16 protein-coding genes are annotated in these 24,307 nt (G+C 54.7%); 12 read left to right on the forward strand and 4 right to left on the reverse strand.

The window, feature by feature from the left end:
* The first annotated feature begins 41 nt into the window (after positions 1-41).
* Genes LBR61_04245 through LBR61_04270 form a run of 6 tightly spaced genes read left to right on the forward strand, consistent with a single transcriptional unit; the run spans position 42 to position 6,426 of the window.
* Positions 42-1,019, forward strand: a complete 978-nt coding sequence (locus LBR61_04245; GenBank protein MDR1731285.1) for a tripartite tricarboxylate transporter substrate binding protein — start codon at positions 42-44, stop codon at positions 1,017-1,019.
* A gap of 45 nt (positions 1,020-1,064) precedes the next feature.
* Entirely contained in the window at positions 1,065-1,496 is a 432-nt protein-coding gene (locus LBR61_04250; GenBank protein ID MDR1731286.1) for a tripartite tricarboxylate transporter TctB family protein, read from the forward strand.
* 7 nt (positions 1,497-1,503) lie between these two features.
* Positions 1,504-3,012 (forward strand): tripartite tricarboxylate transporter permease, encoded by a 1,509-nt coding sequence (locus tag LBR61_04255; GenBank protein ID MDR1731287.1) that lies wholly within the window; start codon positions 1,504-1,506, stop codon positions 3,010-3,012.
* Complete coding sequence (locus LBR61_04260) at positions 3,005-3,388, forward strand: VOC family protein (protein ID MDR1731288.1); 384 nt, start codon at positions 3,005-3,007, stop codon at positions 3,386-3,388. Before LBR61_04255 ends, LBR61_04260 begins: the two co-directional genes overlap by 8 nt.
* A gap of 53 nt (positions 3,389-3,441) precedes the next feature.
* The gene (locus LBR61_04265) at positions 3,442-5,418 is read left to right on the forward strand and encodes a TRAP transporter permease (GenBank protein ID MDR1731289.1); all 1,977 of its coding nucleotides are present in this window, start codon (positions 3,442-3,444) and stop codon (positions 5,416-5,418) included.
* A 36-nt stretch (positions 5,419-5,454) separates the two neighbouring features.
* Complete coding sequence (locus LBR61_04270) at positions 5,455-6,426, forward strand: TAXI family TRAP transporter solute-binding subunit (protein MDR1731290.1); 972 nt, start codon at positions 5,455-5,457, stop codon at positions 6,424-6,426.
* 100 nt (positions 6,427-6,526) lie between these two features.
* Here the strand turns inward: LBR61_04270 and LBR61_04275 are convergent, their stop codons facing one another.
* Positions 6,527-7,255, reverse strand: coding sequence for a GntR family transcriptional regulator (locus LBR61_04275; GenBank protein ID MDR1731291.1), 729 nt, complete (start codon positions 7,253-7,255; stop codon positions 6,527-6,529).
* Positions 7,256-7,612: 357 nt separating this feature from the next.
* Here LBR61_04275 and LBR61_04280 point away from each other — a divergent pair, with 357 nt between their 5' ends.
* From LBR61_04280 to LBR61_04300, 5 genes are all read left to right on the forward strand, one after another.
* A complete protein-coding gene (locus LBR61_04280; protein ID MDR1731292.1) occupies positions 7,613-9,562 on the forward strand; it encodes a TRAP transporter permease in 1,950 nt (649 codons plus the stop codon).
* A 20-nt stretch (positions 9,563-9,582) separates the two neighbouring features.
* On the forward strand, positions 9,583-10,782 hold the full coding sequence (locus tag LBR61_04285; GenBank protein ID MDR1731293.1) for a M20 family metallopeptidase: 1,200 nt from the start codon (positions 9,583-9,585) through the stop codon (positions 10,780-10,782).
* Positions 10,783-10,804: 22 nt separating this feature from the next.
* Positions 10,805-11,590, forward strand: a complete 786-nt coding sequence (locus tag LBR61_04290; GenBank protein MDR1731294.1) for a class A beta-lactamase-related serine hydrolase — start codon at positions 10,805-10,807, stop codon at positions 11,588-11,590.
* A gap of 170 nt (positions 11,591-11,760) precedes the next feature.
* Positions 11,761-12,723, forward strand: a complete 963-nt coding sequence (locus LBR61_04295) for a TAXI family TRAP transporter solute-binding subunit (GenBank protein MDR1731295.1) — start codon at positions 11,761-11,763, stop codon at positions 12,721-12,723.
* A 170-nt stretch (positions 12,724-12,893) separates the two neighbouring features.
* A complete protein-coding gene (locus LBR61_04300) occupies positions 12,894-14,006 on the forward strand; it encodes an ABC transporter substrate-binding protein (GenBank protein ID MDR1731296.1) in 1,113 nt (370 codons plus the stop codon).
* A gap of 101 nt (positions 14,007-14,107) precedes the next feature.
* Here the strand turns inward: LBR61_04300 and LBR61_04305 are convergent, their stop codons facing one another.
* The 3 genes from LBR61_04305 to LBR61_04315 all read right to left on the reverse strand — a co-directional run bounded on the left by LBR61_04305 (position 14,108) and on the right by LBR61_04315 (position 20,400).
* A complete protein-coding gene (locus LBR61_04305) occupies positions 14,108-16,102 on the reverse strand; it encodes a methyl-accepting chemotaxis protein (protein MDR1731297.1) in 1,995 nt (664 codons plus the stop codon).
* 109 nt (positions 16,103-16,211) lie between these two features.
* Positions 16,212-19,301, reverse strand: coding sequence for a response regulator (locus LBR61_04310; GenBank protein MDR1731298.1), 3,090 nt, complete (start codon positions 19,299-19,301; stop codon positions 16,212-16,214).
* A gap of 7 nt (positions 19,302-19,308) precedes the next feature.
* The gene (locus LBR61_04315; GenBank protein MDR1731299.1) at positions 19,309-20,400 is read right to left on the reverse strand and encodes a response regulator; all 1,092 of its coding nucleotides are present in this window, start codon (positions 20,398-20,400) and stop codon (positions 19,309-19,311) included.
* A gap of 1,241 nt (positions 20,401-21,641) precedes the next feature.
* Between LBR61_04315 and LBR61_04320 the strand changes: the two genes are divergently transcribed.
* Positions 21,642-24,089: a response regulator gene (locus LBR61_04320; protein ID MDR1731300.1), complete on the forward strand. Its 2,448-nt coding sequence runs from the start codon at positions 21,642-21,644 to the stop codon at positions 24,087-24,089.
* Positions 24,090-24,307: the final 218 nt, after the last annotated feature.

A 24,307-nucleotide genomic window follows, 5' to 3' on the forward strand; every position in this document is an offset into this window, starting at 1 on the left:
AGAATTTTTGGCTTTTCAAAATCGTAAGGGAGGGAAGAGTTATGCAGGTGAACAGACGGACAGAAAAAACAGCATTTTTCCTTATTATTCTCCTGGTGGTATCGCTGTGTGCGGTTATTTTTGAGGTTTCCCCCGCGAACGCGGCTTTTCCGGAAAAACCGATAACCATCATCAACTCGGCGACAGCGGGGTCTCCGACGGATGTGCTCGCGCGCCAGATCGCCAACTGCGCGGAACAGTTTCTCGGACAGCCCATGGTTGTCGTCAACAAGCCGGGGGGCGGCGGAGGCGCGGCCTTTGCGGCGCTGCTCATGGAACCCGCTGACGGGTATACCGTTGCGTCCATCAACGCATCTCAGATTACCGCCCTTCAAACTCAGCTCAAAAAAGATTTCTCCTACGACGATTTTGACTTCGTCTGCAGTACACAGTTGGATCCTTACGCGGTGGCCGTTTTGGCGGATGGTCCCTTCAAAACGCTGCAGGATATCGCCGATTATGCCAAAAAAGAGGGTACCGTCATGGTGGGAGGACAGGGCACCGGGACGGGGCATCATCTGATGATTCTGCGTTTTGCGCAGCTCGGCGGTTTTGACGTCACATGGCTGCCTTACCAGGGAGGGGCTGACTCGGTGACCAACCTTCTGGGCGGACACGTTCAGGTAATCGCCACGGCGCCCGCCACCGTCAGCCAGTACGTAGAGGCCGGCAAAATTCGCATTCTCGCGGTCAGCGGGGAAAAACGCCTCGAATTCTTCCCCGACGCCCCCACGTTCAAAGAGTCGGGTTACGACATCGTCATGACGATTTATCGAGGTTTCATCGCCAAAAAGGGAATTTCGGCGGACGTCAGGGCAAAACTGTCCTCAAGCATACAGAAGGCGATGGAAGTTCCCGCTTTTCAGGAATTTGTAAGAAAATCGAATCAGATCATCACGTATATGGATTCAGAGGAATTTTCCGCGTACGCCAAAAAAGATTTTGAACAGATGGCGCAGATGGCGGAGCTTCAAAAATAATAACATTTAACTGATAAAATAAATTTAGAGATAGAAGGTGAATTGATGGAGATCTGGATTGGAGAATCTCTGTTGGCTTTCGCTTTCTCAGTCTGCGGTGCGCTTTTTTGGATGGCGGCCTCTTCGTTCGGTTCTTTGACGGACAGGATAGGACCGGCCCATTTTCCGAAACTGCTGGCTCTGTCGCTGATTCTGCTTGGAGGTATCAACCTTTTCCGGGCAATCCGACGGCGAAAAAAAGATAAAACGAAATTCTCCATCGATCTTCAGCTTCTGAGGGGCATTATCCTTTCTGCGGCCTATATTTTTCTCATTCCCGCAGGAGGCTATTTCATCGTCACTCCGATTTTTTCCATTTGCCTTCTGTTGTCGCTGGGATATCGAAATCCCCTGAAAGTCGCGCTGGTTACGATGGGATTCACCATCGTCGCATACGTTCTTTTTTACAAAATACTGTCCGTGCCGCTGCCTGTGTGATGCAATCATGCTGGAACATCTGACGGCTGGATTTGTACACATCTTCGAACCTTCGGCGCTGCTGGCCCTTTTGGCGGGCACGGTGATTGGTTATTTTGTGGGAGCCATGCCGGGACTGAACCCGACCTTGGGAATATCACTCCTCATTCCCTTCACCTTCGGCATGAAGCCCGTCCCGGCAATCGTCCTGCTGACCGGGCTCTATATGGCGTGCGAGTATGGCGGCGGCATCACGGCCATTCTCATCAATACACCGGGGACCTCCGCCGCGGCAGCTACCGCTCTCGATGGATATCCCCTCACGCGTCAGGGGCAGGCGGGCAGAGCGTTGGGCATTTCCATGATCAGTTCGGGAATTGGGAACCTTCTGAGCACCGTTCTGCTGCTCTTTTCTGCCGTTCCACTGGCAGCCTTTGCCCTGAAATTCGGAGGGCCGGAGTATTTTGCTCTGGCCTTCCTGGGACTCAGTATCGTGTCGACGCTCTCGGCGGAAGATTTGATCAGGGGCTGTATCAGCGCGATTTTCGGTCTGCTCCTGTCCTGTATTGGAGTAGACGCGGTCAGCGGAACATCCCGTTTTGTGGTGAGCTATCACTTTCTCGGAGGAATGCCCTTTGTCCCCGCAATGGTGGGGTTATTTGCTATTTCCGAAGTGTTCAGCCTCTTTGAAAAATCCGAAGAAAAAAGCCTCGCCGGCAACGTCGAAGGAAAGGTGGATTCCCTGCCCACTGTCGAAGATATTAAATATGTCATGCCGACGATTCTGCGGGGGACACTGTTGGGATATATTGTGGGCGTCATTCCGGCGGCAGGAGCCAACATTGCATCCTGGCTCGCCTACAATAACGCCAGACAGCGCTCCGGACACCCGGAAAAATTCGGACATGGAGCCATTGAAGGGATAGCGGCCTGCGAATCGGCGAACAACGCGGCCGTCAGCGGAGCTCTGGTTCCTTTGTTGACGCTGGGTATTCCCGGATCGTCCGCGGCCGCGGTTTTGATTGGCGCGCTGACGATTCAGGGACTTCAGCCGGGACCGTTGCTTTTTACGCGAAATCCCGAAATTCCTTATTCGATCATTGCCGCTTTTCTCCTGGGCGCGCCTCTGATGACGGGGTTGGGAATTTTTTGCGCCAGATTTTTCGCGAAGGTCACGCTGGTTCCCCGTGAAATCGTGGCTTTTTCCGTGCTGGGCGTTTGTATTTTGGGTACGTTTGCTCTCGATAACAGCATGTTTTATGTGTGGGTCATGTTCGCCTTTGGCATTGTAGGATATTTTATGAAAAAATGCGGATATCCTGCAGCTCCGATGGTATTGGCAATGGTTCTGGGGCAAATGGCGGAATACAATCTGCGTTTGGCCTTACTTATGGGAAAAGGGAGTTTCATGATTTTTCTCAGACGCCCTATTTGCCTGATTGTGCTGATTTTAACTCTGTTTTCACTCGCCTGGCCTTTATGGAGAAAATACAAAATGAAACGATATCAGGTCGAAAGGACCGCTAAGAATGGATAAACAAAAAGAAACGGAGAAAACGCCCTGGGCGGAACATGGTTTTTGCCTGCTCCATCTGGGAGTCAACTGCGCAAACCCGGAACAATCGAAAGAAATGGCGCAAAAGATGGCTTTTTTGTTCGGTTTTGAACTTCGGGAACGACCAAACTCCAGCTTTGCCGGAACAGGTTTTGAATTCATGAAACAGCCTGATTTAGGTGAAAAAGGACATATCGCCATAGGGACTTATGACGTCGCCCGGGCAGCCAGGTTTCTGGAGGCAAAAGGCATCCATACCCTTCCCGGTACGGAACGGTACGAGGAGGACGGGACTCTGCGGCGGGTTTATCTTGATCTTGATGTGATGGGTTTTGCCGTTCATCTGAGAAAAATGTGACGACACAATACCAGAGGACAGAGAATCTCAATTCTGCCAGAGGAGGGGGCGACATGAAAGAAGACAGTTCCAAAGCGGGCGGCAGGGAAGAAAACCCCTCGCCGGAAGAGCAGGGAGAACGCGTTCTGCGCGAGGCCTCTGCTGAAAATCGCTATCGCACCGACATGGAACCTTTTTGGAAATACTCGGTTCTCACGCTATCCTGTATTTTCGTTTTATATCACATCATTACGTCCCGTTTCGGAATGCCTCTGATGTTCAAGCACCGCGCCATCCACCTGGGAGTCATTCTCTGTCTGACCTGGCTTTATTACCCGGCTTCGAAAAGGTCGATCCAAAGGCGTCCCAGCGTTCTTGACATGATTCTGATCGCCGCGTCCGCCGCCGTGTCTCTCTACACCGTGTTCAACGTGGACAGCTTCGCCCTTCGGGGCGGAGTCGCCCTGCCCCGGGACTACGTGTTCGGCGCTGTGGCCATTGTGCTGGTGCTGGAAGCCTGTCGGCGCGTGGCCGGCAAGGGATTGCTCATTCTGGCCGTCGTCTTTCTGCTGTACGCCTGGCTGGGGCGTTATGTACCGGGAGTCCTCTCCCACCGGGGCTACTCGATTCAGCGGATCATCTACCAGATGTACCTGACCACCGAGGGCATATACGGTCTGCCCATCGGCATCGCCTCCACCTACCTCGTCCTTTTTATCGTTTTTTCGTCCATGCTGGAAAAGAGCGGTCTGGGTACGCTTTTCAACGATGTGGCCCTGGCCTGGGGCGGACGTCACGTGGGAGGACCGGCAAAAGTCGCGGTCATCGGCAGCGCCCTGGTGGGCATGATCAGCGGAAGCGCGGCCACAAACGTGGCGACCTCCGGGGCCTTCACCATCCCCTTGATGAAAAAAGTCGGCTACAGGGCTTATTTTGCTGGCGCAGTAGAGGCCGCGGCCTCCACGGGAGGACAGATCATGCCCCCCGTCATGGGAACGGGGGCCTTCATCATGGCGGAATTTCTGGGAATCCCCTACATCCGCATAGCCACCGTCGCCATCATCCCGGCCGTTCTTTATTTCGCGGCGGTCTACTTTCAGGTGGATATTCGGGCGCGCAAAATCGGCCTGAGAGGCCTGCCGGAGGACCAGATTCCAAAGGTGGGGAAAACCGTACGGCGTTATGGGCACATGTTCATTCCCATCGTCATTCTGGTGTGGCTTCTGATGGAGCAGTTCACGCCTCTTTACGCCGCTTTTTACTCTCTGCTGGCGACCTGGGCCCTTTCTCTGTTCCATCGGGAAACCCGTCTCGGACCGTCGAAGCTGCTTCCCATGGCGGTAAACTCCGCTCGCTCCTGCATCAGCCTCAGCGTCGCCATGGCCAACGCGGGATTTGTCGTCGCGGTTCTGTCCATGACGGGCATCGGAATCATCCTTGCGGACAATATCGTTCTTCTGTCCCGAGGCTACCTTTTCGTGGCCCTGATTCTCTGCATGGTGGTGTCGATCATTCTGGGCATGGGGCTTCCCACCAGCGCCTGTTACATCATCGCCGCCAGCATCGCGGTTCCCATTCTTCGGGAGATGAAAGTTCCCAACCTGCAGGCGCACATGTTCGTTTTCTATTACTCCTGCCTTTCGACGGTGACGCCTCCCGTGGCTCTGGCCTCCTACGTGGCGGCGGGGCTTTCGGGCTCCGGAACCAACGAGGTGGGCTGGGCGGCCTTCAAACTGGCTCTGGCGGGGTTCATCGTTCCCTTCTTCTTCATCTATTCTCCCGCGATTCTGCTGGAGGCGGACAGCGCCACGACCATTGTCTGGGCAGCGGCGACGGGACTTTTGGGGACGGCGCTTCTCTCGATTTCCGTCGAGGGTTATTTAAAGAGACCCCTTGCCATACCCCTGCGGATTTTATTTTTCATGGCGGCCCTTGCCCTGATTCACCCCGGCCTGATGACGGACTGCGTCGGATTCACTTTGGGAGCGCTGGGAGCGGGATACGTTTTTTACACTGAAGGAAAAAACGGAGGAGCTCGGACTCCTGCGTAAAGTGGCGGTAACATACTGTAAAGGAGGTCGTTGAAGGTGAACAGATTCATGAAGGCGGCAGCATGGGGTGTCGTGGCGGTACTTTGCATGACGGGAGGCGCTTTCGCGGCGGAGACGTACATTACGATGGGGACGGCCGGCGTGGGAGGAATGAACTATCCCGTGGGCATGGCAATGGCCAAAATATGGAACGCCGAAATCCCGAACATGAAGGCGGTTGCCATCTCCACGGCGGGCGCGGTTCAGAATATCGACATGCTTCGCACGAAGGACATTGAGGTGGCGACCTGCAGGCCCGTGGAAGCCTACCGGGCCATCAACGGCATCGAAAAATACAAGGAGAAGATGCCCTGGATTCGTGCGCTGAGCGGCGGCGTGACGGCTGACGCGAAACAGGTTCTCGCCCTGAAGAACGCCAACATTTCCTCCGTCACCGATTTCAAGGGCAAACGCGTGGCGGTGGGGCCGGTGGGCAGCGGCGGCGAGGCTGACTCCCGGGAGATTTTCGCGGCCTACGGACTGACCTACAAGGATTTCACGCCGGAATACGTGGAGGCCGGCCAGGCGGTGGAAATGATGCAGGACGGGCTCATTGAGGGCGCCATTCTGGGACTGACCCCGGGCGCGTCCGCCGTCAGCGAGCTGATGCTCTCCGGCAAGGTCGTGATTCTGCCTCTGTCCGACGAGGCTTTCGTCAATTTGCAGAAGGGAAATCCCTTCATCCGGCGGAGGACGATTCCAAAGGGGATTTATCCCAATCAGGACTACGAAATCCTGACGGCCGGAGATCCCCCCGATCTCGTGGTCTGCCGCGAGGATCTTCCTGAAGAGCTGGCCTATCAGATGACGAAGGCCATTTATCAGCCGAAGAACATGGAGCAGATTCGCGCCGTGGCCGCCGCCGTCCGGCAGTTCGGCCCGGATCTGGTGGACCAGCCCGAAAACCTGATGCTCCCCTACCATCCCGGAGCGCTGCGCTTTTTCAAGGAGATCGGATGGATCAAATAAGCAATTCCAATAAGCAGTTGCAGTTGCAGTACAAAACGCGTCCCCCGTTTCAGAGGGGACGCGTTTTTTGATTGCCTTCGTCTGACGGAGCGGAGCCGGATCAACGGACTTTCCGGGACCGATGTTTAGGGATTTCGGGCGCCGAAGACGCCACATCGACGACAGGGGGCTGAGAGAGCTTCGAGAGGGCTTTCAGGGTCCGATCCCGTCCATGAACGAGGTGCGCCTCCAGGGTCCTGAGCACGTCGTCCACCTTGCCACTCAGCAGGGCATCCACGATAAGAAGATGCTCTTTGGAGACCTCCACGAGAATGTTCTCGTCCGGAGGCATGCTTTCCGCGAAATAGCGGACTCGACGGGCATGTTCCACCAGATTGCGGAGGGCTTCCCGGACCAGATCGTTCTCCGCCCGGTCGCGAAGAAGCTCGTGAAGCTCCTGATCGATTTCCTGATAAAGCTCGAAGTTCGAGGGATTCGCCAGATGATACTCTATCCGGTCCCTCAGGCGATGCAGGTCTTTCGGATCGATGCGCGGAACGGCCTCGCGGGCGACGCACTGTTCCAGAATCGCGCGAAATTCCCAGACGTCGCGGACCATTTTCTCATCAATGGCGGAAACCATGGCGCCCCTGTTGCGTACCATGTTGACAAGCCCGACGCTGTTCAGGCGAACCAGAGTCTCCCGCACAGGGGTGCTGCTGACGCCCATTTCCTCCGCCAGTTTTTCAATCTGCAGCATCGTCCCCGGGGGATAGTAATTATTCAAAATCCGCTCTTTCAGGGTCTGATAGATTTGCTCTCCAAACGACAGGAAGACTTTTGCAGCCATTTACCCGTCACCTTTCCCTTTCTGATGTGACCCGTGTGCATACGCGGGGACAGTCCAACTCTCTTACATATTATTTTTTATAGAATCCATTATAGTATAACAATTTGAAATCTGGAAAATATGACTTCTGCAAAATTCATCGACACGAAAACACCTTTGAAGGGAAATATTGCTCCCTATTTTCTCCGTATTTTTGCATATTAGTAATAATATTTTTGCATTTTGCAATATATGTTATGTTATAATTGTTAAATTATTTCATCTTTATTCTTTATTATTATCAATTCTGTCATTCTCTGAAAATGAAAAGGAATTACAAAAGAGGAAAATAACAACAGGGAAAGGAATGTCCGCCTGATGCGTGCAGAGGACGAGAGACCGGTCGAAAATCAGGAGTTGAATTCGAAACTGGCCAGGCTGGATTCGGATTTTGGGATATGGGAGCCCAAGGGGTTCTGGAAAAAAATCGTTTTTCTGATCGCGGTGACTTTCTCCTGTTTTCAGCTTTACACGGCGATTTTCGGGTCGCTGGCGCCGCAGCTTCAGCGTTCGATCCACCTGGGCTTTGCCCTTGTCCTGGCGTATATTCTTTTTCCGGCAGGACGGGGAAAGCACGAGAGAGGGCCCGCCGTTTTGTCGATAATATTTGCGCTCGCCAGTATCGCCGTCGTCGCTTACTGGAACGTCTTTTACCTCGACATCATCCAGCGGGCGGGGGAAATGACGCAGGTCGATTTTGCCGTCTCCCTCGCGGCCACGCTGCTTGTCCTCGAAGCCACGCGAAGAACCTGCGGCCTGCCTGTTTTGTTTTTGGGGATCATGGCGCTTCTGTACTGTTATTTCGGAAACTACATTCCCGGTTTCTTCAACCACCGCGGATTTCGTATGCTTCGCATTTTCACCTACATGTACCTGAGCACGGAGGGGATCCTCGGAGTTCCCATCGGCGTCGTCAGCAATTTTGTCTTTCTGTTTCTTCTGTTCGGCGCTTTTCTGTCCAGGACGGGAGTTTCCGTCTTTTTCAACGATTTCGCCAACGCGATCTGCGGCGGCTCGGTTGGAGGCCCCGCAAAAGTGGCCGTGGTGAGCAGCGCTCTTCAGGGAATGATTTCGGGAAGTTCCATCGCCAACGTGGTGGGCTCCGGCAGCTTCACTATCCCTGCCATGAAGAAAACCGGATACACCCCGGAATTTGCCGCGGCCGTCGAGGCTTCGGCCTCCACCGGCGGACAGCTGATGCCTCCTGTCATGGGAGCGGCGGCCTTTTTAATGGCTGAATTCACGGGAATTTCTTATGGAAAAATTGCGCTTTCCGCGGCTATTCCCGCGCTTCTCTATTTTACGGGGATCTTCATGTCCGTTCATCTGGAGGCTAAACGCCTGGGGCTGAAAGGCCTGCCCCGGGAGGAGATTCCCGCTCTCCTTCCGCTGCTGTTCCGCCGGGGCATCCTTTTCACGCCCATTATCGTCATCGTCGCGGTGCTGGGATCGGGATACACGCCCATGAGGGCCGGACTGCTGGGCATCGTGACCTCCATTGTCGTGGGGGCTTTGTTCAGGGAAAGCCGCATCGGCGTCCGCGACGTGTTCGAATGCCTGCAAAACGGCGCGAAGCTGGCGATTGGGGTAGCGGCGGTGAGCGCAACCGCCGGTATCATCGTAGGCAGCATCACCCTCACCGGCCTCGGGCTCAAAATGGCCAACGGACTGGTGGAGCTCGCCAACGGAAATCTGCTGCTCACGATGTTTTTCACCATGATTTCCTCCCTCATTCTGGGCATGGGAGTTCCGACCACCGCCAACTACGTCATCACCTCCACCATTTGCAGCATGGCGCTCATACAGCTCAACGTCCCCATTATCGCCGCTCATTTATTTGTCTTTTATTTTGGAATTATCGCCGACATCACGCCTCCCGTGTGTTCCGCCGTTTTTGCCGGAGCGGCGATTGCCCGGGCCAACCCCATGAAAGCGGGAATCAACGCCACAAAACTGGCGATCGGAGCCTTTATCGTCCCCTACATGTTCGTGCTGTCTCCGGAGCTGGTGCTTGTGGACGTGCACTGGTTCGACCTGATGAGAATCACGATTGGCGCTTTGATGGGAATGTTTTGTGTCGCCAGCGCCATTCAGGGGTGGTTCCAGGGGGAACTCAACCTGTTTTTCCGCTTCGTTCTTCTGACGAGCGGTATTCTGCTCATTCATCCGGGATACTTCAGCGACATCACAGGACTGATCTGCGTCGCCGCTCTGTTTCTGTATTCAAAATGGCGTACCCGAACGGTTCAGGCGAATTCATCGCGGTAAAAAAACAGGAGGAAAATATCTTGAAAACAGATATGGCGGATTTCTGGGCAAATCGTAAAAAAAGAGAAGAGCTGGCTTCACTGCTCGAAAATGTGATCAATATCTACAGCCCCAGCGGAGACGCGGCATCTGTCACAAAAGTGGGGGACATTTTTGCCAGAGAGTACTCAAACCTGGGGTTTACCGTAAAACGAATCCCCCAGGGAGAGTACGGAAGCCACCTGGTGGCGGAGCTGAAAGGGACGGAATCAGGCCCCTGCGTCCTGTTGATGGGTCATATGGATACGGTTGAATCCTCTCACCCTCAGGACCGAAAATTTGACCTGAAGGGCGACATTGCCAGAGGACTTGGCGTTTTGGACATGAAGGGCGGTCTGGTGACAATGCTTTACGGCGTTCAATCCTTTCTGGAGGCATACGGCCCCGATTTTCCCGGAACGATACGCGTTTTTTACAACGCCGACGAGGAAGTGGGTTCGCCGGCGTCCCGACCGCTGCTCCCCTCCGTTTTGAAAGGCGTCACCGCGGCGCTGGTGGCGGAACCGGCCAAGCCGGACGGAGCCGTCAAATTCGTCCGCAAGGGCTGCGGAATTTTCCGGATTCGGGTCAGAGGACGGGCCTCCCATGCCGGTTCAGCTCCCGATGAGGGACGAAGCGCCATTCGGGAACTGATGGAGAAGCTCATAGCGATGGAGAACCTGAAGGGCGGGGGAACGACCATAAATACGGGCGTTATTCATGGAGGCATGAGTCCCTGGATCGTTCCGGAGGAGGCGTTTGCCGCCATCGACGTTCGCGTCCCCACCGTCGAAGAACGCCGGCGGATTGAGAAGGAGCTGGAGGCCATCCGACGCAAAAACTGGGTTCCCGACACCGAAACGGTCATCGAAGGGGAGTTTCACCGCCCGCCCATCACACTGATCCCGGGCAGCCGCGAGCTTATGGAGATTCTGCGCAAAAACGCCGAAGCCATCCAGGCGCCCGTCTCCTTTCCCGAGGACCCCGAAGGCGCGGTGGGAGACATCAACAACATCGTGGACTCCGGCATTCCCGGCGTGGACGGCATCGGTCCACTGGGCTCCGGCGCCCACTCCGAGGACGAGTATATCCTCTTTTCCAGCCTCTATGACAGAGGACACCTGACGAGTCTGACCCTGAAATCCCTGCTGGACGGAGATTTGACGAAAACTCCGGCGACCTCCGGAACCCCCAAATCCTGACCTGAACGAAAGGCGGCGCGCTATGCTGACGAAAATTTTGGAATACGCGCAGAGTTTTGGAGATTCTCTGGGGATGGTCGTTCGGGACATTCCCGGCGGCGGAGCGGTGACGCTCAACGAAAACCGGCGTTTTCCGTCGGCAAGCATCATCAAGGTCCCCATCATGTGGGAGTATTTCCGCAAACTTTCCGAGGGGGGCTTCAAATCGGAGGATCGATATATCCTGAAGAATGACGTCAAGGTCGGCGTTTCCCGCTACGACTGCGGCATTCTGCGGGAGATGCACGAGGGCATGGAGCTCACGTACTTCGATATCCTCTCCCTTATGATCATCATCAGCGACGACACGGCCACCAATATTCTCATCGACCTGCTTGGCATGGACAACATCAACGCGACCATGCGGAGCCTGGGGCTGAAAAACACGTTCATCCGCCGCGTCATGATGGACTACGACAAAGTTCGGGCCGGCATCGACAACGAAACCACTGCCGGAGATATGGACGCGCTGCTCATGCTGATGGTCACCGAAAACGAGCGCATGAAACCGGAGTACCGGCAGCAGATGCTGACCGTCCTGTCGAAACAGCAGATCAACACGGCCATTCCTCTGTTTCTCCCTGAGACCCTTAAAATCGCGCACAAAACGGGCTGCATCCCGGAATTCGATCTGGAACACGACGTCGGCATCGTGTACAGCCCCCAGGAGGAACCCCTGCTCGCGATTTCCCTGATGAGTAAAAACCTGCGGGACAGCAGGACGGCCTTTGGGACCATCGCAAAAATGGCGTATGACCTTCTCAGATGAAACTGCGAAAGAACCGCAAACCGTCTCGCAAACGCGAATACGGTCTCAACATGCGGACTTTCCGAAAAATAAATTTCGCCGGATAAGAAAAAGGAGGCAGAACCGGCAAAACAATACAAAAAATAATACAACCCGATTTATATTTTATTATTTTATGGAGGTGCAAAAATATGTGCAGGAAAAAAATGGTTGCGGTGGTACTTCTGGCGTGTGTGTTTGCGATGCTTTCGTGTTCATCGGTGATGGCGGCTCCACAGCGGCTGATTATCGCCACGGCCGGCGTTTCGGGATCCTATTATCCCTTCGGAGGGGCTCTGGCGAAAATATGGACGTCCAAACTGAAGGACAAAGTTTCGGTGGCGGCGCAGGCCACAGGCGGAGCCATTGAGAACACCAAGCTCATGGAGGGCGGCGAGGTGGAGCTGGCCCTGACGCAGAACGATTTGGCGGATTACTCCTGGAAACAGCAGCATATGTTTACCAAAGAATACAGAAAACAGCGGGCCATCGCCACACTTTTCCCCGAAGTCATTCATATTTTCTCCCTTCGCAGTTCCGGCGCCGATAACATCGCGGCTCTGAAGGGGAAGAGAATTTCCATGAGCCAGCAGGGCAGCGGCGGATTGATCAACTCTCAGCAGATTTTCAGTCATTACGGATTCTCGGAAAAAGACGTGCAGCCCTTTTATCTCTCCAACGTCGACGCGGTAGACCGTATGAAGGACGACCTGCTGGACGCCATTTTTGTGACCACCGGAGCCCCCAACGCCACCTATCAGGACCTCTGCTTCGCCAAGGACGTGGCGATTCTGGGCATGTCGGACGCGGATGTGGCCGCGATTACAAAGCAGTATCCCTTCTATCAGAAATATGTCATTCCTCAGACGGATTACGCCAAACAGAAAGGCGACGTCCAGACCGTGGCGGTGCAGGCCATATTGATCGCGTCGGAAGACCTCGACGATGAACTGGTGTATCAAATGACGAAGACGCTGTGGGAAAGCCGGGAAGAGCTGATCACCGCCATGGCGAAAGCCTCCTACATGGACCCCCAAAATCCCCTCAAAAGCGTCACCATCCCCATCCATAAAGGCGCGGAAAAATATTACAGGGAAAAAGGCCTGATAAAGTAAAATCCTGTGAAGGCTCAGGGGAACAGAATTTACTTCGCAAAATTTCGGCCCTCTGCTCTTCGGGCCTTCCTTACGTCAATTTCTTACGTCAGAGTATATAAATTGATCGAATCAGGAGGAGAATTCAGGTGAAAAAATCTGTGGTTTCATTCGTTGTACTGTTGCTTGCCATGCTGTCGTCAGTTTTTCCGTCCTGGGGTTCGGACACCATCAAAGTCGGAGAGATCGCCACACTGACAGGTGATTTTTCGGCCTATGGCATAGCGGAGGCCGAGTCGGTCAAAATCGCGGTGGAAGAAATCAATGAGAAAGGTGGAATACTGGGGAAGAAAATCGAACTGATCGCGTACGACTGCCGCGGCCGGCAGGAGGACATGGTAAACGCGGCCCGGCGCCTGGTTGGACAGGATAAGGTCGTGGCGGTCGTCGGCCCCAGCATAAGCGGCATATGCATGGCGGGCGCGCCTATTTTCAACAGCGGACATGTGCCCAACCTCGGAACCCTCCCCACAAACCCGCTGGTCACCGTCGACGAAACGGGCAAAGTCCGCCCTTACAACTTCCGCATCTGCTTCCTTGATCCCTACCAGGGCCGGATGATAGCCTACTTTGCGGCTAAGGACCTGAAATCCAAAAAAGCGGCGATTCTTTACGACGTTTCCAGCGACTACTCGCAGGGCCTGAGGGAGTTCTTCGTCTCCAGTTTTAAAGAATACGGCGGAGAAATCGTAGCAGACGAGGGATTTCGCGGAGAGGACGTGGATTTCCGGTCCCAGCTCACCAACTTCAAAAACAGCGGCGCGGACGTGATTATCTATCCCTTTGGAGGAAAACCCCTGCCTCTGGCAGTCAAACAGGCGCGCGAAATGGGACTGAATCAACCCATCGTGGGCGGCGACGGTTATGGTGGCTTCATGTGGGAGATCGCGGGAGACGCGATGCGCGACTCTTACTGGGTCAGTCACGTGGACCGCGACGACCCTGTTCTCAAGCCCTTTTTTGACAAATATAAGGAAAAGACGGGCACCGAATGTCAGGAATTTATGAACGCCGTTATGGCTTATGACTGCGTTTACTGGCTCAAAGACGCTGTTGAACGCGCAGGAAGCGACGACCCCGTGAAGGTGCGTGACGCGCTCGAAGCCACGAAGGGATTGAAACTGATGCACGCCGTTCTTACGATGGACGAATTTCATAATCCGAAAGACAAGGACGGTGTCATATTGGTCGCCGACACCGCTCAGAAGAAGGCCCTCTTTTTCAAAAAAATCCGTCCTGAATGAGCAGATTGCATGATAACTGATCATGCCACTTGAGTAACAGCGGATTGCGTAAGGGGGCGGAGGCTGTCTTGAGCGAGCCTCCGCCCCCTGTGTTACAGCCGTTACATTTTGAAGCGGGAGAGGGACTCTTTCAGCGAAGAGGCCATATTCTCCAGACTTTCCGCCGTGTGGGAGACCTGATGGGAGGCCTCCAGCGTTTCCGTCGCGTCGTTCCTGATGCTGCTTATCTGAGACGCCAGTTCCTCCATGCGCTGGACGAGGGTCTCCGTCCTGCCGGCCACGTCGGTTATGATGCCGGTTTGCTCCCGAACGATGCTGACGATGTGCTTCGTGGAGTCGTTGGCCGCGTCGATGCTCCGAGAAGAGGCTATCAGGTCGTTTTTGGCCACGGAGGCGTCCTCAATGGTTTTCCTGAGGATGGTCAGGGATTTTGCCGACCCGTCGATGACCTTCTGGGTTTTCCCCCGGATCGGCTCGATGACCTGATTGATGCGCTTGGCCGCGCCCGATGACTCCTCTGCCAGTTTCCGGACCTCCTCCGCCACCACGGAGAACCCTCTGCCGCTTTCGCCCGCCCGGGCGGCCTCTATGGCCGCGTTCAGCGCCAGCAGGTTCGTCTGGGCGGCGATGCCCGTAATGACGGAGACGAAGTTCGTTATCTCCTCAATGGACTGCTCCAGGGACGTGATGTGTTCGTTGTTGCCGTTGACCGTGGTCATGACCTGATCCATCTCGCTCAGGACGACGTTGAAGCTCTCCACCGCCGCCTGAGCTTCCATTGCCACGCCGTGCAGAGATTTGGCGGACTCCTCCGCCGAGGCTGAGACCTGGAGCGCGTCGGCGGACACCTGCTTCAGCCTGTCGTTGGCCTCCGCGGACAGGGTCTTCGTCTCCTGGGATATGCCCACGACGCCGGAGACGGATGCGTCGATTTTCTTCGCGGCCTCGCCCGTGGTCTCCGCCAGGGCCGACAGTTCCTCCGCGTCGCCGCTCACCGTGTCCGCCGAGTCTTTCGTCTCCCGCAGACAGTCGGCCTGGGTTTCCACGGCCTGTCTGAGCTGCGTGAAAATCACGCCCATTTCATCCCTTCCGGGGTAGTCGAATTCCCGCTTGGCGATGAGAAAGTCTCCCCCCTCGATCCTCCGAACGATGGTAACGATGCGGTTGAGAGGACGCGCTATGCCCCGCGCGATCAGGAGCGTCAGAAGAAACGCCAGAGCCAGAGCCCCCACCGACACCAGAGACACGCCCCGGACGATGGACCTGATCGCTCTGTTCAGCTCGGCTATGGGTTTGCCGGTGAAGAACATTCCCTTCACGCCGGGGGTCGAGTCCCTGATGGGGGTGTAACGGGCGAGGTAATCCTGGCCGAACAGCTTTATTTTGCCGCTGAAGGTCCCGCCCTTGTTCACCACGGCGTCCGTTACGGCGGGAGATGCGTCGGTGCCCACCACTCTCTTTCCGTTTTCCATGATGGTGGTGTTGATTCGCGTGCTCCCCGCGAAAACGGTGGCCTCCACACCGTAGAGGGCCCTGATCTCGTCCACGATCTTCTGATTTTCCAGGGAGAGCGCCGTCCGAACCATCCCCACCGTCTTCCCCTGGTATATTATCGGGCCGCCGCAGTAGTAGCCCAGTTTAGAGGACGGGTTGGACATGAACACGGCGTAGGAGGTTCCGCCGATGGCCGTTTTGAAGTCGTCGCCCTGCCCGATGTTGTCTCCGACTCTGGCCCTGTCATGAGGGCGGGCAAGAACTTCCCCGTCCGACGCCGCTATCACCAGGACGTCGACGTCCGAGGTATCCAGAAGAGGTTTCGTGAGTTCGTAAATGCCTTCTTTGTCCTTCTCGCTCACAAGGCGTCCCAGCTCGTTCAATTTAATCAGGCCGTCACGGAACGCCTCGGTTTTCTTCATCATGCCAGCCACGACTCTCTCGAATCCGTTAATGGAGCGAGTGGCCTCCTCTGAAAAGGTCTCCGTAATGGAAGCGTAGGTGTACCACAGCGCCGTGCCGCTGGAACAAACCACGGACAGCAAAACCAAAAAGAACGCCGAGGAAATGATTTGAGTTTTGATGTGCATGTTTTTGAACATATAATGCTCACTTCTTTCGTTGTAAAATTTATATATTATATAAATTATTTTGAAATTTATTTTATTTTTAAATTCGCGGTAAGCTGAGAGAAGTTCGTACTTTGAAAATTCAATTGCGTCTCAGGAGGTCGATTTTTTTCACGGCGTTGTCGTACTCGTACATCAATACGCTGGACTCGATCTCGTCAATGGCCTCTTTCGTTTGAGGGTCCAGCTTCAGCGTCATATAAAGGGAAAAAAATTCGTTGATTTTCCTGATATTCATGTCCAGAAGGGCCTGTTTCAGGTCCTCCAGATGCAGTTCCCGTATGGAAACGCGACCCTCGGCGTCCGACTCGCCGCTCTCCAGCGCCAGGGCGGAGCGTATGTTTTCCGTCAGTTCCCGCAGGCGCAGCAGCAAATCTTCCGTTTTCCCCCGTATCGTCTCCGTTTTACCATAAATGGCGGCTTCCTCCATCTGAGCCGCCGCGTCCGCAAAGCTGAAAGCCCCCACGTTTCGGGCCATGCCCTTTAAAGAATGGACGTGGATGGCGTACAGGGCAAAGTCTTCATTTTTCAGACAGTCCTCTATCCGGGGAATCATGCCCTTCGCTTCGCGGTGAAACATATTCAGCGCGTCCCGGTAAACGTCGAAATCGCCCCCCATGTTTTTGAGTCCCCACTGGGCGTTCACTCCGGGAATATCCAGCCCCTCCGGGAAATCGCTTTCCGGAGTTTTTTCATTCAGAGGCGCCTCGACCTGTTTTTCCAGGGGAATCCACATTCTCAGCAGGCGCTCCAGCCGCTGCATGTTGATGGGTTTGGACAGAAAAGCGTCCATGCCTTTTTTCAGAAGCATCTCCTTCTGGTCGCCCATGACGTTGGCGGTCAGCGCGATGATCGGCAGGTTGAGAAAGCGGGGATCGTTCCGGCCCAGTTCTCGGATGGCGGCGGTAGTCTCGACTCCATCCATATCCGGCATCATGTGGTCCATAAACACCAGGTCGTAGCGGTTGCGCCTGACGAGCTCCAGAGCCTCCCGCCCGCTGCCGCATGTCTCCACCCGCGCGCCATAATGAGCCACCAGCTCTTTGGCGACCTTCAGGTTGCTGGGAGAGTCGTCGACGATGAGCACCTCCGCGTCCGGTATGGCGAAACGGGTTTGGGGCTCATGAGACTCGCTGCCCGGCTTCTCGAAATACCCGGCGAAAGCGTCGGCCACCGACAGGGAATAAGCCGGAAGCAAAACACAGTTGTTCTCGTCGAAGGCGAAGGCCGCCTCCAGTTTCGTCATGACGATCAGGGGAAGGACTCTGTCGCGCCCGGCCATGGCCTCGAAGCAGTCCGAAGCGCGGCGCGAGGAGACGAAAATGTAATCCCACTCGTCGTGTTCCAGCTTCTCCAGAAACTCCTCCCAGGTCTCCGGATTGTGAGGCCTCACGCCCAAGTCCTCCAGGGCGCGCAGAATCGAGCGCTCGTAAAAGGACTGATCCTCGTGAACCAAAACGCGCAGCCGCCGAGGGTGGGGCACGACGGCGGCTCTTTCCCCGCTTTTGAACCCCTGAACGACCCTTGCCGTGAACACGGAGCCCTGACCGTAATCGCTTTGCACGGTGACGCTGCCTCCCATGAGCTCGCAGTAAGTGCGCACGATGGACAGGCCCAGTCCCGTCCCCTCCACGTGCTGTCTGCGTTCGTCATTCAGGCGGGAAAAATCGACGAAGATTTTCTCCACGTCCTCTTTTTTGATGCCTATCCCCGTGTCGCTCACGATAAAAATGAGCTCCAGACTGTCGTTATCCAGAATTTTTTTCCTTACCTCCAGGGACACGGAGCCGCTCGGGGTGTATTTTACGGCGTTGTTCAACAGGTTGAACAGGATCTGGCGCAGGTAAATTTTGTCGCCCACCAGCCGCGCCGGAATGTTCGGGTCCACGCAAACAAAGAAATCCAGCGGGCTGTCCACGAGGCGAATGCGGCTCATCCTCACCACGTCCTTGATCACAGAGGCGAAGGAGTATTCCGCGGGGTTCAGTTTGAGGACGCCGGACTCTATTTTCGAGAAGTCCAGGATTTCGTCGATGATGCCCAGAAGGGAGCTGCCGGACTGGTGGATGATGGAGATATATTCCCGGAAGTCGCTGGAGAGGTCCTTGCGCAGGAGAAGTTCGGACATTCCCATTATGGAGTTCATGGGCGTGCGGATTTCGTGGCTGATTCTCGCCAGGAAGGTGGACTTGCCCCTGTTTTCCTCGTCGGACCGCTGCTTGTCGACGCTGAGGCGAATGAGGAGATAGCTCAGGATCGACATGAAAAGGAGCCCCAGAAGCGTCAGAGTCGCGCCCATGAGGTAGACGTCCCGGTAGTAGCTCTGCACGGGCGTCGCGATGCCCAGATACCAGCCGTTGGCGGTGCGCCTGAAGAAAGTGACGACGTTGGCGCCCTCGGTGTTCTGCACCTGTCCGGAGGACAGTTCTTCGTCCTGCATACTCCGGGCGAAGTCGGCGTGGGAGGCGCTGAGGTTCCCGTAGGTCTTTCCCTCGTATCCCTTATCCGGGTAGGCGATGACCCGCAGGTCCTGCCCCAGGAGCACGCCGTACCCGCCGCTGGTGAGCCGGAGCGACCGAACATAGTCGGCCATTTCGTTCACGTCGACGTCCAGCACCACAATTCCGACGATCTCGCCCCCGGAGTTCTTCAGGTTTTTGGAGGCCGACAGGACGTACCTGCCCGTCCGGATGTCCACGTAGGGGAAGGTGAAAGCCACCCTGTTCTCCGTCTTCGCCTCCGCGCCCATAGCCGCCAGGTACCAGGGGCGCTCCTCGGGTTTGAAGCCCTCGGGCGGGGTCCAGTTGTAACCGTTGAAAAACTCTCCCTTCACCATCCCGTAAATCCCCAAAAAGCCCGCGATTCCCGACTGCGGGTCGGAGAAGCCCTGCGTCATGTTCGTGGCGTATTTCTGTATCTGATCGATGGACTGGCCGCTGTTCACGTCCGACTCAATGACCAGCGCCGCGTTGAGCACCGTGACCTCCATCTCCCGAAGCCGTGCGCTGACGGTCTTTTCCGCCGCCGTCAGCATCTCTCTGGCGTTGGAGAAAATATGCCGCTCCACGATGCGGCTCATGAAAAAATAGCTCGCCAGCACCATCAGCAAAAAGGCGATAAAAACGAAAATAAGCTGCTTTTTGTTGCTTTTCAGACCATTGATGAACGTCATGGCAGCCTCACTCCATTTGACCGATGCTTCGGAAACGATCGGATGAGGAAAGGAAAATATCGCTGAGGATCGGTTCGAAGTAGCCGCCCCGTTCCGCGTCGATGGTCCGGACCGCCTCTTCATGGGTCATTGAAGGCTTGTAGGGCCTTGCCGACACAAGGGCGTCGTAGACGTCGGCCAGAGCCATGAGACGACCCTGCAGGGGAATGTCGAACCTGGCGAGCTTTCTCGGGTATCCCCTGCCGTCCCATCTTTCGTGATGGTACCCCGCCATAACCCTGGCGTGAACGAGAAAATCGCTTTCCTGCGCGCTTCTCTGTGCTTTTTCGATAAGAATCTCCCCCAAAAGGGCGTGTTTTTTCATCTCCTCGAACTCCTCCGGCGTGAGGCGGGCCGGCTTCATCAGAATGTTGTCCCGAATGGCAATTTTCCCCACGTCGTGAAGCTGGGCGGACTGCAAAAACAAATTGCGGTCCCAGGTGTCCAGGACGTCGACGTAAACGTTCCGGGCTCGCATTTCGTCCAGAAAAATCTCCAGAAAGCGCGTCGTACGCTCCACGTGCTCCCCGGTGACGTCGTCCCGGTAGTCCACCAGATCGCTCACCATGCCCAAAAGGGCCTTCTGAAGCGTCAGAAGGGAGAGCATCTTCTGCTCCACCATTTTTGTGAGGTTCCTGTTCAGGTTCGCCAGCCCGCTTTTCTGGTCCTCCAGCAGCAGGTGAATATCCACGCGCTTCAGCAGCAGCGGGGACGAAAAGGGCTTTGATATATAATCCACAGCGCCGCGGGAGAGGCCCTCCAGCTCGCTCTCGGCGTTGGACCGGGACGTGAGAAAAATAACGGGAATATCCGCCGTACCCGGGTCCCGCTTCAGCCTGTCGATGGCTTCGTATCCGTCCATCTCCGGCATCAGGACGTCCAGAAGAATGAGGTCCGGACGCGTGGTTTCCAGGAACTGAAACATTTTTGCCGCGCTGGGCATGGTGAACACGTCATATTTTTCCATCAGCGCGTTTCTGCCCAGCTTCAAAATAAAGGGCGCGTCATCCACCAATACTATTTTTTTGCGTTCTTCAAATTTTTTGTTTTCTTCAAACATAGCAATCCCCCCTCCGACAAATCGTTTTCAGAGGTTGAAGTTAGGGAACATCCACACCGCGACCTGGGACGTTGCGGCGGCCGAATACGGCCGTTTGAAGAAAGCGTGGCAGCCCGTTCGCTGCCGGTCTTCTCATTGTCGCGTACCAAATTCAGGTCAGGAATTTGAAGTAAGGGAAGCTCTGATCAACACTCCTGCAAATGGAGCGACCGGAGACTCTGTCTGTTTTCGCCCGCTGTTTTCTTTTTTTAGCGCCGCTGTTTTCTTTTTAACGGAAAACATCTGCCGCCGCCTCCGTCGGAGCGGCTGTTATTGGAAGAATAAGAAAGACAAAGAGTAAAGCAAAAGTGGTTAAAGGGAATAAATGAACCCTGAGACCCTGAGACCCTGAGACCCTGAGACCAGGGTACCCGGCCCTTCGTTCGCAGTCAAGCGTAAAAACAGCATGATACGCAATCCTCCTTCCTGTTGCTCAAACATACCTCCTTCTCAGATATAAAAATAAGAGAGGTAAAAATATAAAATTTTTTAACAATATTTTCTTTTTCGCATATTGTACACCTGTTTCAGATATATCGTTCAGAAAGGAGCAAAAAAATTTATGTCTTCTCGATAACGGGTTTTACAGCGCCGTCTCAAAAATGCCTTCGGCGGCGTAACATCTGGCCTTTACTCCCTGAATTTTCACTCATAAATAAGGAATTTTAGTAAGTTTTGACAAGTTTTCGACCGAATGCTACAATAATGACACAAAAATGAAAGTTCTGCAGCCTGTCCCAATGGACAACAACGCGAACTCACGTCAAACAGGGCGTTTCATCGAAAAGGAGAGAATAACGCGGCGCGTAAGGACCGAAAGAAAAACTCGAAGGAAAAATGACGGAGGGCACAGAGAGATAAAGAGTGTTGAGCCCACGTTTTCCAGAGAGAGTTTACAGTCAAAAAAAGAGAGCAGGAGAGACGAAGAGATGAAAACACTTCACAACGACTTAAAATTAAAAACAACGTAAAACGCATATCCAAACATTGAGTTCAGGCCCGCACTTTTCCAACTGGAAATTGTACGCCTCCTCAACTGCTGAATAGTTGAATACCGAACGCATCGCGACGGAGACGCCGGGACCTCGCGCTTCATGTCGTTTTGTCCCCCGCATCGCTCTTCGTTCGCCGAAAGGTAAGTTTATGCCGTGATCCAGCTTCTTCATGCTCTGCCGATTGGATCAAAGGAGTCCAAAATGAAAATGAAACTAAGTGCAAGAATTTTTGTGACAATACTATCCATTTCGTTTTTGACCCTGATCGTCACAGGCGGCATCTTCATTTTGGCCACCACAAAAGTTCATGCTGTCATTCTGGACACGCTCACAGGCTGGGAAAGAGACGCCTCCAACGCGAGCAATCAGATCTTTATGTACCAAATCCGGCAGCAGATCCTGACGCTGGCAAAGGAAAAAGCGCTCAATGCCAGCAAACGCCTGATGAAAATCCAGGACAACACCTACCGCCTGGCGGACGCGGCCACCTTTCTCTACTCCAATCCGGCGGTGTCGATTCGACAGCCCATCGATTACATGGTTCCGGACAACGGGGATGTTCCTTACCTCATTACGGCGCCCTGGGTTTCCTCCGCGGACGTGATGGATGAAATTCACCTCCTTTCCGGCATTGCAAACGAACTCACCATGTTCCGTCTGGACAACGACGCGATCACGGGAACCCGCCTCACCGCAGAATCCGGGTTTACAGTGGCGTTCTGCACGGACGATCCCGCTTCGGGCCCCCACAGATACTGGGATCAAAAATATTGGGATCACATCAACGACCGTTACTACACCGGCGCGAAGAAGAAAAACGGCATCTTCTGGTCGATCCCGGTTGCGGGGGCGGCGCTGGATTCCACCGTATTCTGCTCCATGCCCTTCTATGAAATTTCCGACGAGAAAAAGACCTTCAGAGGCGTGGCGGCGACGGAGTGCCGGACGTCCTACATTGCAAGATACGTTCTGCTGTCCGCGAAAATCGGAAGGAACGACAAAACCTTCATCCTGGACGACGAGGGCGTGGTCATCTTTTCCTCCGACCCGGAACTGCTGGGCAAAAACCGTTTCCGGACCGGAACGATGTCCTTCACGGAGCTGACACCGTCGATCCGGACCAGAGAAAGCAAACTGACGGACGTCTACGCCGACAAAAAAGACTGGTTTATGGCCTTCCAGCCCCTGCCGAATTTCCCATGGACGCTGGTCATCGCCGGAGAATGGGATGAAATCGGCGAGCCCATCACGCGGGTGGAAAGCGAAATCCGCGCTTTCACCCAGAGGGAGAACGAGTCGATCCGATACACCATCCGCCTGTATCTGCAGACGTTCGGCTTCAGCTGCGCCATCGTCATCACCCTGCTTTTGTTCTTCACGGGGCGGATTTCAAACTCCCTGTCCCTGGCGCTGGCGGATCAGACCCGTCAGGCTCAGACCGCATCCGAGGCCAAAAGCAAGTTCCTCGCCTCCATGAGCCACGAGATACGCACGCCCATGAACGCCATCATCGGGATGAGCACCCTGATGCGCACCGACAACCTGGACCCGACCCAATTCCGGTATTTTCAGGACATTCGGGCAATGGCCCACTCGCTGCTTCAGATCATCAACGACATTCTGGACTTTTCCAAGGTCGAAGCGGGGAAAATGCCCCTGCTTCCCGTCGATTTCGACATTCGGGCGCTCTACGAAAACATCTGCTCGCTGACGCGATTCACCATGGGAGAAAAGAACCTGAAGTTTACGGCTTCGCTGGACGACTCCATCCCGCCGATCCTTTACGGGGACGAACTGCGCATCCGGCAGGTGTTCACCAATATTCTGAGCAACGCCATCAAATACACTCAGGAGGGATCCGTGAATTTTACGCTGAACAAATGCGAACGGGACGGAAAAACCTGGCTTCAGGGGATCGTGGCGGACACGGGAACCGGCATACGTCAGGAGGATCAGAAAAAGCTGTTTACCGCTTTTGAGCAGCTGGACGTGAAGAAAAACAAGACCATCGTCGGCACCGGCCTGGGTCTCGCCCTGACCAAAAACTTCCTGAACCTCATGGGTGGAGAGATTCAATGCGTCAGTGAATACGGGAAGGGCTCCACCTTCACCATTTACCTCCCCCTCATCGAAGGAGACGAGCAGAAAGTCAAAACTCCCGTCAGCGCGGAGGCCAATGTCACAGCGCCGGAGGCGTCCGTTCTGGTTGTAGACGACAGTATGCCCAACCTTACGGTGGCCAGGGGATTCCTGCTCCAGCACCAAATCCAGCCCGATCTGGCGAAAAGCGGACTTCAGGCGCTCAATATGGCCACGCGCAACGCCTACGACCTGATTCTCATGGATCATATGATGCCGGAGATGGACGGCATCGAAACCACGAAAAAAATACGCCTGCAGGGCGGAGCCAGCGCGAAATGCCCCATCGTCATGTGCACGGCCAACGCCATCGCGGGAATGAAGGAATACTACATGGACCAGGGAATGACCGATTTCATCTCCAAACCTCTCGACCCGCTGGAGTTGAACACGATTCTTTTGTCCTGGCTTCCGGAAGAAAAAATAAACCAGGAAAAAATAAACCAGGCAAAAGTGATAAATAATGACCATCGCTCCGGAGAGACGGAAGGAGAGACAGATCATGACTATCATTAAAAAATTACAAAATAAAGCACAAAAAGAAGCTCAAAAAGAAGCACAAAAACAGCGATGGGCCGCGAGCTTTTTGTCGGAAAACAGCGAACAGATTCAGATCATGGTCGATTCCGAAATGAATATCATTGAGACCAATTCCTTTGCCGTGCGGTATTTCGGTTACGCCGGCAAGGATGAGCTCAAAAAAGATTTCATCCGGATGATTTCGGCCAGCATAC

The organism is Synergistaceae bacterium (assembly GCA_031272035.1).
Lineage (GTDB): Bacteria > Synergistota > Synergistia > Synergistales > Aminobacteriaceae > JAISSA01.